The organism is Psychrobacter glacincola (assembly GCF_904846075.1).
GTDB lineage: Bacteria > Pseudomonadota > Gammaproteobacteria > Pseudomonadales > Moraxellaceae > Psychrobacter > Psychrobacter glacincola_C.
On the sequence record NZ_CAJGZH010000001.1, the window covers coordinates 553,540 to 565,261 of the forward strand.

Sequence of the window (11,722 nt, forward strand, 5' to 3'; positions counted from 1 at the left end):
GCTCAAAAGCGACGCTTAACTGATATCTAATGATAAGTTATCCGCACCTTCATCCAGATTGGCGGTGCCGTTCTTACTGCTGAGTTTGATTTTTAGGCGCAAATCATTAGGAGAGTCAGCATGAAGAATCGCTTCTTTCTAGGTGATTTCTCCTTGCTCATATAAGTCAAAAAGAGCCTGATCAAAGGTTTGCATGCCGCTATCCCGCGATCGTGTCATGACATCTTTGATTTCATGAACCTCGCCTTTACGGATATAGTCACTAATCAGCTGTGAGTTCAATAAAATCTCAATAGCCGCACGGCGTCCTTTACCATCAGGAGTTGGGATGAGCTGCTGCGCAATAATGGCTTGCAAGTTGAGCGACAAATCCATAAATAACTGATTGTGGCGACTGGTTTCAAAAAAGTGAATGATACGGTCAATCGCTTGGTTGGCGTTGTTGGCGTGTAAGGTGGCAAACACCAAATGCCCAGTTTCAGCGTATTGGATCGCGTAGCTCATGACTTCACGGTTACGAATCTCACCAATCAAAATAACATCAGGTGCTTGGCGCAACGTGTTTTTTAGTCCTGCTTCAAATGAGTGGGTATCGATACCAACTTCACGCTGGGTAATAATACAACCACGATGTTTGTGGACAAACTCGATAGGATCTTCGATGGTAATGATGTGACCATGCGAGTTTTGATTACGGTGTCCGATCATAGAAGCAAGGGTCGTTGATTTACCTGTACCCGTTGCACCCACAAGTAAAATGATACCGCGTTTTTTCATTGCCAGCTCTTTTAACGATGGTGGCAAACGCAGCTCTTCGACAGTCGGAATTTTATTCTCAATTTTCCGTAAAATCATCCCTGCCATATCACGCTGTATAAAGGCACTGACCCGAAAACGTGCTTGCTGTGCTTCATCAGCAATGGCAAATTGGCACTCGTTGGTCTCTTCAAACTCTTTTTGCTGGTTTGGTGTCATGACGCCTTTGACCAATCGCATGGTTTGCTCAGCGGTTAAAGGCGTTTTACCGACAGGCAAAATTTTGCCATTCACTTTCATGGAAGGCGCTACATCAGCGGTAATAAAAAGGTCCGAGCCATTTTTATTGATCATTAACTGCAATAGTTTATCAATGTCCATATCGTACCTGCATTCGATGTAAATCGATTAAAAAAGTATTTAAAATCATGTTTTAAAAATCGCCAGTAGCAATAAAAGTAAGGCATATCATGGCTCATGAGTGCTTGTATTATTGACTTACACATCAATCATCAATCATTATAGGCCAGTAACACACGATTAATAATATTACAAAAATGCCTCAGGCTGTTTGGCATAAGGACGGGCTACGTCTTTACTAATGGTGCCTTTTGCTACTAGATTTTTGAGCGTTTGATCCAGCGTAATCATACCTTCACCTGCACCTGTTTGGATAGCAGAGTACATTTGAGCGATTTTATTCTCACGTATTAAGTTACGGATAGCAGGGGTGCCGAGCATGATTTCATGTGCTGCTACACGTCCGCCTGCTTGACGACGCAAAAGCGTTTGTGAGATAACGGCTTGTAGTGACTCTGATAGCATCGCCCGAATCATGTCTTTTTCTGCGGCGGGGAATACATCAATGACACGGTCAATGGTCTTAGCGGCAGAGCTGGTATGCAAAGTGCCAAAGACTAAGTGACCAGTCTCTGCTGCTGTCAATGCCAAGCGAATGGTCTCAAGGTCACGTAGCTCACCAACCAGAATTACATCGGGATCCTCACGTAGGGCCGAGCGCAATGCAGGCTCGAAACCTAAGGTATCGCGGTGCACCTCACGCTGATTAATCAAGCTCTTTTTGGAATCGTGAACAAATTCGATCGGATCTTCAATGGTCAAGATATGCTCTTTACGGCTCTCGTTGATATAGTCAATCATGGCAGCCAGCGTTGTGGACTTACCAGAACCTGTCGGACCCGTGACCAATACCACGCCACGCTTAAAGTCTGACACGCGCTTAAATACATCGCCCATCCCTAAGTCTTCCATCGTTAAGACTTTGGACGGAATGGTACGAAAGACAGCGCCCGCCCCACGGTTTTGATTGAATGCGTTTACCCGAAAACGTGCTAGATTGGGAATCTCAAAAGAGAAATCCGTCTCATAAAATTCTTCAAAGTCAGCGCGCTGCTTATCATTCATGATGTCATAAATAAGCTGATGCACAACCTGATGAGTCATCTCTGGCATATTAATACGGGTCATTTCACCATCAACACGTATCATTGCCGGCATACCGGCTGAAATATGTAAATCTGATGCTTTATGCTTAACCGTAAAGCGCAGCAAGTCTTCGATGCTTAAATTGTTTTTTTCAGCCATAATCGGATATTCCTATCAATCAACAAGGGTAGGACAAAAGAGCAAAAAAGGGGAGTGATTATCAATCGATCAACGATCTGATTAAAGTCGGTCACGTTAATAAAGGAGTAGCGAAGGTCTTTACCATTACTATTATATTCAGTAGCATATGTTAAACCATGTAACAATATAATAACAAGACTACCGACAATTAACCATCTACTACACCAATAAAATGTAAAATTAGTCATTATGAGTGTCGATTTATAGACTGATGCTTATTGAGTTTCTTATATTAAAAGACATTTATAAAAAGTTTAACCATAGCTAATAAAAGTTCATTATATAAGTCATTAAAAATATAAGTCATTAAAAGTGACTGATTAAAAAATAGATTAAATTATTCTCGTGAGTAATATATGAAAGAAATAGAAAATAACATTGATAGCCAAAATCTTATTGCGAGCTGGCAGCAAGTGAGTAAGCAAATGACTCAAGCGTGTGAGCATGCGGCACGACAAGCAGATAGTGTGACGTTGCTGGCAGTTTCCAAGACCAAACCAGCTGATATGATTGCTACTTTGGCTCAGCAAGGACAGCAGCACTTTGGTGAAAATTATCTGCAAGAAGCCATCGAAAAAATCGATACGCTAAAACGACAGCCAGAAACTAAAGACATTGTTTGGCATTATATTGGTAGTATCCAGCGCAATAAGACCCGTGATATTGCTGAGCATTTCGATTGGGTACAAACGGTTGAGCGTGACATTATTGCTCAGCGTCTAAACGATCAGCGCCCAGCTGAGCTGCCCCCACTGAATGTATTGATTCAGTTGAATATCGATAACGAAGAAAGCAAATCAGGCTGCCTGCCAGCACAGCTGCCTGATTTGATAACTGCTATCAAGGGGTATGACAGGTTACAGCTGCGTGGTTTGATGATTATTCCTGCTAAGGAAGGTACGGACGCTTTTACCCGTACCAAGCAGTTATTTGATGAGATTAAAGAGACTCATGCAGAGCTAAATGCTTGGGATACACTGAGCATGGGCATGAGCGGTGATATGAAAGAGGCGATAGCCAGTGGTTCGACAATGGTGCGCGTTGGTAGCGCCATATTTGGCGCACGAGCTTAAATTTTTATTTATCAGACAGTCTCATCCATTCTGGTAACCAGCATCTGAGTGATTTTGAGATTGTCCGTTGCGATAATCTCAAATCGATAATTGGCATATTCGATAGTATCGGTTTTCTTTGGAATCTTGCGTAGCATGTACATCATAAAGCCACTAATGGTTTCATAGTTCTGACTGCGTGGCAGATCAACGATATCTAAAGCGCGTACGACGTCTTCGATAGGAGTCATTCCATCGATTAGCCACGAGTTATCAGTACGTTGAACAATGGGCTGCTCCTCCAAGGTTACAAGCTCCCCCATGACGATACTCATCACATCCTTAAGCGTGATAACACCCACTACCAAGCCATACTCATTCACGATGACGGCAAAGTCAGCGCCTGTAGACTTAAACATCTCTAACACTTCAAACAAAGACAAGGTATCAGGAACGAAGAGTGCAGGTTTTAATAGCGCTTTGTCTGTTAAGCTGACCTCTTGCTGATTAAGAACCAATGCCAAAAAGCTACGTGATTCTACATAACCAATAATATGCTCTAAGTCATCATCCTGACAGACCAAAAACTTGTTATGTGGCTGTTCAATCATCACTTCAACGACTTTTTCAGTGCTCGTTTTGGTATCAAAATAAACGATATTTTCACGTGGATTCATCACTGACGTTACTGTGCGCTCTTGCATGTCAAAGATATTTTCTATCAGATGATGTTCTTGTTTTTTGAGCACACCAGCTTCAGCACCTGCATCCATGACGGCATAAATATCTTCTGGCGTCATATCGTCTTGCCGTATGGTTGAAATACCCAGTAATTCAAAAATGAGATTTGCTGCACCATCAAATATCCAAATCACTGGTTTGAATATAAAGATCAATAGCATCATTGGTCGTACGAGGCGTACCGCGATCACTTCAGTGTTTGACATCGCCAATCGTCTGGGCATCAAATCAGCGAGCAGAGAAAACAAACTGGTGATCAGGACAAATGATATGACGGATGACACTGCTTCATTCTTCACCAAAAGCTCTAGATAAGGGCTGATAGCTGATTCACCTACCGCACCAGCCGAGATAGCAACGGCGTTTAAAACCACCTGCACGACAGTAATAAAACTGCCAGGGTGCTCTTGCATTTTAAGGACGTCAAATGCACGGACATCCCCTTCTTTTGCCATGATTTGTAGCTTGATTTTGCGACCAGCAGCGATGGCAATCTCGGCAGCGGATACAAAGGCGCTTAGGGCAAGCAATAACAGAAGAAAGATACTAGCAGTTAGCAAACTCATGACATACTCGGTAAAAAAATATAAGGATTAAAATAATTGGAGTTAAAGAATGAATGGGTTGGAAATACAAAAAAGAAAGTGTTGTGTATAAAATATTGGCGTTAAAAATTGGTTTATAAAAACTAAAAAAGCTGGGTAAGCACCCAGCTAATCGTCAATAAATTTGAGTTTTTATAAAAGTATTAAGCTAGCCGTGTTGCTCGCGTTCTACATAATAAAAGTAGGGCAAGCAACAATGGTTAATATAATTTAGCCTTTTATTGACCATTTATTCACTAATGGATAACGGCGTTCACGTCCAAAGGCTTTGTGGCTAATTTTGGTGCCAATTGGCGCTTGTAAACGCTTATATTCACTATTGTCTACCATCTTGATGACTTTTGCGACCATTTCGGCCTCAAAGCCCTTATTAACAATGTCTTGATAGCCCATATCTTCATCGATGTATGACATTAAGATGCCATCTAACACATCATAGTCAGGCAAGCTGTCTTGGTCTTTTTGGTCTGGGCGTAACTCAGCAGATGGCGGGCGAGTGATGACGCGCTCAGGGATGACAGGGGTGTCTTCCAAGCGGTTGCGATAGCTGGCTAATTTATAAACCTGCGACTTATAAACGTCTTTTAGCACATCAAAGCCGCCTGCCATATCACCATATAATGTCGAATAGCCAACGGCCAACTCAGACTTATTACCAGTGGTAATGACCAAATGCCCAAACTTGTTGGACAATGCCATCAATACCACACCGCGCGCACGCGCCTGAATATTTTCCTCAGTAGTGTCTGCTGGGGATTTGTTAAATAGTGGGGCTAGAGTATGACGGATGCCTTCGACCGCATCAAAAATAGGACAAACCGTATAAGAAACGTTTAAGCGGCGTGCCTGTGCTTGGGCATCTTCTAGACTGATTTGAGAAGTATATTCATAAGGCATCATCACTGCATATACCTTGTCAGCGCCCAAGGCATCAACCGCGATACATAGCGTCAATGCTGAATCAATACCACCTGATAACCCAACGATGATACCAGTGAATCCTGAATGATTGACGTAGTCGCGCAGGCCAACGACCAATGCTTGATACATCTCTGACTCACGGCTCAGCGTTAATGGCGCTTTAGATTGACTATCGAACTTGGCCGTTTTGACATCTAACGTGGCTAGCAATAGCTGATTCATGAAACGCGGTGCTTCGTGTGCAACGCTACCGTCAGCTTGTATGGCCATAGAGCCACCATCAAACACCAAGTCGTCTTGACCGCCAACAGCGTTGACATACACAATAGGCAAATTATTTTCACGGCTACGCTTGGCCAGCATCGTTTTACGATTGTCTTGTTTTTCGATCTCAAAAGGTGAGGCATTCAAGCTAACAATCAGATCAGCACCTTGCTTTTTAAGCTCGGCAATAGGGCCTTTTTCCCACAGGTCTTCACAGATGAGCAGACCGATAGTGATGCCTTTATAGTCAAATAAAACTTGGTTGCGACCTTTATCAAAATAACGACGCTCATCAAATACGCCATAATTTGGCAAGATTTGCTTATGATAAAAGCCTTTTTGATGACCATTATGCAAGATAGCAGCAGAGTTGAAAGTACCATGATGGTCGACATGTGGATAACCGACAATCATCACGATGTCATCGATATCACTTAAAGTAGACAAGGCGCTTTTGATGCGACCAGATAAACTTGGGCGTAGTAATAAATCTTGCGGTGGGTAACCTAATAAAGCAAGTTCTGGGAAAATAATGACATCCGCACCTTGCTCACGAGCTTGCAATGCGAGTGCACGCATTTTTTCAGCATTGGCAGTGATATCACCAACCAAAAAATGCGACTGAGCCAATGCAAAAGTAACGGTTTCTTGGGTTTTATTGGTCTTACTGGCCTCAGTTGAGGGAGTTATATTGGGATTATCATTGTCTTTTGACATTGTTATTGTTCCTATCGATATATGGTTTAAAATTTGTTGGGTCATTGTTGATTTAAAATAAAATCAAAGTAAGTCCGAAATTCACTCAAAATAGCACTCTGCCATATCGAATTCTAATAGTGAACCGAGATGATGAGCTTGCTTACGCACAGTATCCAACGTTGTAACGCCCCTCTACAGGTTTGATCTTATGATAGTCTATAGAAGGACGCTAAAAGAGGGCTGTAGCGCATCGTCTGAAAAATGTTATATATGTAGAATGATCCAAATAAATAAGAACAAACGAATTTAATGCTATTAAAAAGCTTAAAATAATTGCTTTAGTATAGCATCAATTATCGTTGCAAATAGAACGCGCCAGTGAATTACCTTTCAATAGGTCAGTTTACAGTATGAATGTAAAATATCCTTTTAGTGCATTGTTTTTACATGTTAAATCTATGTGTCAACTTCTATCTATTAATGTCATCATCTAGTAAGCTTATACAGAGAAAGTTGTAAGTAAAGATTACAACATATCGTTATATCATTATCGTATTTTGCGGCATAATAAGCCGTGATAATCGCTTGATATTTATCTTGCGTTAGTCAAAACTATCGTCTGTAAGTATGTTACGGTATGCTACGATTTGATGCTCTCAAAGCAGGTTTACTGGTACGGATTGTTTACACCCCTCGCTAATGAATACCGCTAATGGACAGGGTCTTTTTATGGGCACCGTCTGTGAGTTGATATTCATCACACATTTATAAACTTGCCAGCAAGGTCACGATAGATCTTTGCTGTCTGCTCTTGGTTTATACGCTATGATTGAAAATTGGACAAAAGAATTTATTATTCAGCGCTTATTGGCTATTACTCTGTTGGTGGTGCTGTTCGTACTATGTTTTCAAGTGGTACAGTTTTTTATTGTACCCGCATTATGGGCGGCGATTTTAGCGTATGTTACCTTTCCTATTTATAACTTTTTTTATGAAAAAGTAAAGCTGAGTCCTAATTTTAGCGCTGCTATTATGACGGTGAGTATCTCCTTAATGATAGGTGTGCCACTGGTTATCGGTGTTTTTATTCTACAGCAAGAAGCCTTGAGCCTAATCAGTAACTTGATTTATCGTATAAAAGTGGGTTATTTAGATGTGCCTGATTCTATTAAAGATATGCCTATCATCGGTCAGCAAGTGAAAGATGTGCTGTGGAGAATCAATAAAAACCCAGAAGGGACGTTAGAGGCGTTTCGTATTTGGGTGCAGTCACATTTATATTATGGCAAAGTAGCATTTGATGTGGTGTTTAGCGGTCTTGCCAAGTTAGGTATGGCGCTGATGACGTTGTTTTTCTTTTATCGTGATGGTACCAGTTTGGTGCGTCAAATTCGCCAAGCACTGCGTAATATCATTGGCAATCGCATTGATGGTTATATTGATTCTGTGGGTACGACCACGCGTGCGGTGGTTTATGGTATTGGTTTGACGGCATTGGCACAAGCACTGCTCGCAGGTGTGGGTTACTACTTCGCTGGTGCACCAAGTCCTATCTTACTCACTATCGTAACCTTTATTATCGCCCTGATTCCGTTTGGCACGCCATTTGTCTGGGGTGGTGTATCCATTTGGTTGTTAAGCCAAGGTCATACTGTAGAAGGGATTGGCTTGGCACTATGGGGCACTTTGGTTATCAGCTGGGTTGACAATCTCATCCGTCCTATTGTGATTAGTGGCGCGACCAAAATCCCTTTTATTATTATTTTTATTGGTGTATTAGGTGGTCTAACGGCTTTTGGCTTTGTTGGTTTGTTTATCGGTCCTGTGGTGCTAGCCATCGGATTGGCGGTATGGCGAGAATGGATATCGCAGCATAAAAATGAGATATTTGCCCCGCAGGATTTGGTATTGTCTGACAACCAAACGTTGCCACCAGTCAATGAATCAGAGTAGAGGCACATAGTCATGTTAAATAAGAATACTGCAAGCGCTATGCAAAATAGAGCGAACTCTATTAACAGCATTACTATCGTGGCTGATAGCAATATCGCGAGCTTGGATGCGTTTTTTAATGCTTCGATGCTTGGACAGGTATCTGAGCAGACGGTCAATATAATCACCGTCGCTGGACGCGATATCAATGCGCAGTTGCTCGCAGAATTACAACCTGATGTGCTGTTGATACGCTCGGTGACGCCAGTAGGCGAGGCATTGCTAGCCAATAATAACAGCGTAAAATTTGTCGGTTCGGCGACTATCGGTACCGATCATGTCGATCAAGACTATTTAGCGGCGCGAAATATCACTTTCGCCAATGCGGCTGGATGTAGCAAGCATTCTGTTGCGCAGTATGTCTTGACGGCGATTTTGACGTTGCGTCCGCACTATTGGCAGCAATCCACGAAGCCATTAACATTGGGCATCATCGGACTTGGTAATATTGGTAGTACGCTCGCTCAGTATGCCAATGATTTAGGCTGGCAAGTACTAGGCTATGATCCATTACTGCCTGCATCAAATACGAATAATGCCAGCCTTGAGCAAGTGCTTAGCCAAAGCGATGTAGTGAGCTTACATGTGCCTTTAACCGATAAAAAAGATACTACAAACCCTAGTGGCAGTGATTATCCAACAAAGCATTTGATTGACGCAACTACGCTGGCAGTGACGCCTGCGCATACTTTGCTGATTAACAGCGCGCGCGGATCAGTCATTAATGCGCGTGATTTAGAAGCAGATATTGAGCGCACAGATCGCCAAGTAGTGCTCGATGTGTTTGAATTTGAACCAGAGATTTCTGAGAGTTTATTGTCCAAACTGGCTATCGCCACTCCTCATATCGCAGGCTATACGGTCGAAGGTAAGTTGCGTGGTACGCAAATCATCTATGACGCTTTATGTGAAAAGTTAGCAGTCTTGCCTGTATTGTCGATGCATAGTTTGCTACCCCTCAATACTTATCTCTGGTCTGAGCTAAAAGCACATCCAGACAGATTACAGAAATTTTACGACATCATGCACGATGATGCTGCACTAAGAAGCAAGCTGGCTGACGGTCAAGTAAAGGGTGCTGACTTTGATCAGTTGCGCCGAGATTATCACTTACGCCGTGAATGGCAGTGGTAAAAGTTAGGCAGCCTTCAACCTTAAAGTAGCATCTGAGAACTTATTCTTATCCTTTAATTGCAGTAAATAATAATGACCCAAGCAAGTAACTCTTCTTCAAAACCCAGCTATGCGCCGACCATGACATTGGCAATGGCTCAGCAGCGTGCGCAATTGATGAGCACCGTTCGTCAGTTTTTTGCCACGCATCAAGTGCTTGAAGTGCAAACACCGCTACTATCGCAGGCTGGTAATACCGATACTTTCTTACAATCAGTCGCCGCACAAGTGACTTACCAAGATAAACCTTGTACTTATTATCTGCATACTTCACCTGAGTTTGCTATGAAGCGTTTACTTGCCAGCTGGCAAGTGCCTATATATCAAATTTGCTCCGTATTTCGAGATAACGAAATAGGCGTACGCCATAATATCGAATTTACCATGCTTGAGTGGTATCAGCCGAATTATAGTCTGGATGATATGGCGGCTGAATTAGGTGAATTATTAGCGGCGCTTTATGGACATTCAGTGGTAATGAGTCATTACCGCTATGTTGATGCGTTTATGGATTTTGTCGGCATACATCCGCTAGCAGCTAGCCTTGATGCCCTGCAAGCAGTAGCAGAAGATAAGGGTTTGACAGGTTTTGATTTTAATAGCGACTTGGCTAACACAGAAGATGGCGAAGCAGATATTCGTCAAAGCTGGCTGGATTTGCTGTTTAGTCATGCGGTCGAGCCAAACTTGGGTCACTACTTACCGACCTTGATTATAGAATATCCGCTTGCCACGGCGGCACTGGCAAAAACAGCGGTTGATAAAGAGGGCAATACAGTCGCTAAACGTTTCGAGCTGTATATCAATGGCATTGAGATTGCCAACGCTTATGATGAGCTAGCAGATGGACAAGCGTTAAGAGAACGGTTTGAGCGAGACAATCAACTGCGTAAGCGTCATAACCTACCACAAATGCCAATCGATGAGCATTTATTAGCAGCGTCTGATGCTTTAATACCCTGTAGCGGTATCGCCGTTGGTATCGATAGATTACTTATGGTAATCACAGGCGCGAATAGCTTAGAAGATGTGATTTCTTTTCCAAGCGGTTTGGCCTAGTCGATTATTGAGAGACTTAATATAGTTGCCACTTATTTATTTGACAAGCCTATTAGAAAAAAGCGAGTAACCCATTAGGCTTACTCGATTTTTTCGTTTTAATCGCTATAAAGTTGATTCTTATAATTTTGCAATCGCTTCATCAATCGCAGTCTCACCGTTATGCAAACTAAAGACTTTCTTGATGGTATTATTGGCATTTAAGACGGCTGCCAGAGTAGTCGCCACATCGGCAATTGAATTTTCTCCAGCATTATTATCGTTGACAGTGATTGTACCAGTCGCTTCGCGCTCTTTTAGTGCCCCTGCTTGAACGATAGTGTAGTTAAGGCTACTGTTATTAATCAACCACTGATCCGCATAGTGTTTGCAGATATAGTATTCTTTTAGGTCAGCAATACCAGCATTGTCCCATTTACTGGTGTCTAACGAAAAGACGGTGCTAAGCATAATATAGCGCTTAATGCTTTTGTCCTCTGCGGCTTGCATGGTCTTGACCGCCCCATGTAAATCCACTTCTAAGACGTCTTTGCCGCCAGACCCTGCAACGAAATAGATAGCGTCAATATCTCGATCAATTTGCTTTTGTATAGCCTCTTTTTCGGCAGTGATATCTAAATCGAGTTGGCTATAATTATCATCGGTAAACAGTTTTTCTTCTTGGCGTGTCGTGCCAATAACTTGATGGTTATCCGCTAATAGCTGCTTGACCAAATCCTTTCCCACTCGACCACTTGCCCCAATTACTAAAATTTTCATTGTCATTCCTATTCTTATATACGTTATCGTTGTTGTAAAAACTGACTATAGCGT

The 11,722-nt window shown here is 42.3% G+C and carries 8 protein-coding genes and 1 pseudogene; 4 read left to right on the plus strand and 5 right to left on the minus strand.

Going from position 1 to position 11,722, the window contains the following annotated elements; translation table 11 throughout:
• Nucleotides 1-15: 15 nt before the first annotated feature.
• Together JMW85_RS02435 and JMW85_RS02440 are read right to left on the minus strand one after the other, a co-directional pair.
• A pseudogene (locus JMW85_RS02435) lies at nt 16-1,137 on the minus strand (PilT/PilU family type 4a pilus ATPase).
• A 168-nt stretch (nt 1,138-1,305) separates the two neighbouring features.
• Nucleotides 1,306-2,361 carry a type IV pilus twitching motility protein PilT gene (locus tag JMW85_RS02440; protein WP_045443495.1) on the minus strand — a complete coding sequence of 352 codons (1,056 nt, stop codon included), beginning with the start codon at nt 2,359-2,361 and terminating at the stop codon, nt 1,306-1,308.
• 398 nt (nt 2,362-2,759) lie between these two features.
• Between JMW85_RS02440 and JMW85_RS02445 the strand changes: the two genes are divergently transcribed.
• On the plus strand, nt 2,760-3,476 hold the full coding sequence (locus tag JMW85_RS02445; protein WP_201580850.1) for a YggS family pyridoxal phosphate-dependent enzyme: 717 nt from the start codon (nt 2,760-2,762) through the stop codon (nt 3,474-3,476).
• A gap of 11 nt (nt 3,477-3,487) precedes the next feature.
• On the opposite strand, the gene JMW85_RS02450 is transcribed toward JMW85_RS02445, so the two are convergent.
• Nucleotides 3,488-4,762: a hemolysin family protein gene (locus JMW85_RS02450; RefSeq protein ID WP_201580851.1), complete on the minus strand. Its 1,275-nt coding sequence runs from the start codon at nt 4,760-4,762 to the stop codon at nt 3,488-3,490.
• Nucleotides 4,763-5,011: 249 nt separating this feature from the next.
• On the minus strand, nt 5,012-6,703 hold the full coding sequence (locus JMW85_RS02455; RefSeq protein ID WP_201580852.1) for an NAD+ synthase: 1,692 nt from the start codon (nt 6,701-6,703) through the stop codon (nt 5,012-5,014).
• Nucleotides 6,704-7,510: 807 nt separating this feature from the next.
• Here JMW85_RS02455 and JMW85_RS02460 point away from each other — a divergent pair.
• The 3 genes from JMW85_RS02460 (at nt 7,511) to epmA (ending at nt 10,909) form a co-directional block, all read left to right on the plus strand.
• On the plus strand, nt 7,511-8,638 hold the full coding sequence (locus JMW85_RS02460) for an AI-2E family transporter (RefSeq protein ID WP_045455346.1): 1,128 nt from the start codon (nt 7,511-7,513) through the stop codon (nt 8,636-8,638).
• 60 nt (nt 8,639-8,698) lie between these two features.
• Complete coding sequence (locus JMW85_RS02465; protein ID WP_201581228.1) at nt 8,699-9,811, plus strand: 4-phosphoerythronate dehydrogenase; 1,113 nt, start codon at nt 8,699-8,701, stop codon at nt 9,809-9,811.
• A 72-nt stretch (nt 9,812-9,883) separates the two neighbouring features.
• The gene (gene epmA / locus JMW85_RS02470; RefSeq protein WP_201580853.1) at nt 9,884-10,909 is read left to right on the plus strand and encodes an EF-P lysine aminoacylase EpmA; all 1,026 of its coding nucleotides are present in this window, start codon (nt 9,884-9,886) and stop codon (nt 10,907-10,909) included.
• Nucleotides 10,910-11,029: 120 nt separating this feature from the next.
• On the opposite strand, the gene JMW85_RS02475 is transcribed toward epmA, so the two are convergent.
• Nucleotides 11,030-11,668, minus strand: a complete 639-nt coding sequence (locus JMW85_RS02475; protein ID WP_201580854.1) for an NAD(P)H-binding protein — start codon at nt 11,666-11,668, stop codon at nt 11,030-11,032.
• Between the last annotated feature and the right edge of the window lie 54 nt (nt 11,669-11,722).

Bases quoted from the DNA above. Each gene is read 5' to 3' on its own strand.
- JMW85_RS02440 (WP_045443495.1), bottom strand. From the start codon at position 2,361: ATGGCTGAAAAAAACAATTTAAGCATCGAAGACTTGCTGCGCTTTACG.
- JMW85_RS02445 (WP_201580850.1), top strand. From the start codon at position 2,760: ATGAAAGAAATAGAAAATAACATTGATAGCCAAAATCTTATTGCGAGC.
- JMW85_RS02450 (WP_201580851.1), bottom strand. From the start codon at position 4,762: ATGAGTTTGCTAACTGCTAGTATCTTTCTTCTGTTATTGCTTGCCCTA.
- JMW85_RS02455 (WP_201580852.1), bottom strand. From the start codon at position 6,703: ATGTCAAAAGACAATGATAATCCCAATATAACTCCCTCAACTGAGGCC.
- JMW85_RS02460 (WP_045455346.1), top strand. From the start codon at position 7,511: ATGATTGAAAATTGGACAAAAGAATTTATTATTCAGCGCTTATTGGCT.
- epmA (WP_201580853.1), top strand. From the start codon at position 9,884: ATGACCCAAGCAAGTAACTCTTCTTCAAAACCCAGCTATGCGCCGACC.
- JMW85_RS02475 (WP_201580854.1), bottom strand. From the start codon at position 11,668: ATGAAAATTTTAGTAATTGGGGCAAGTGGTCGAGTGGGAAAGGATTTG.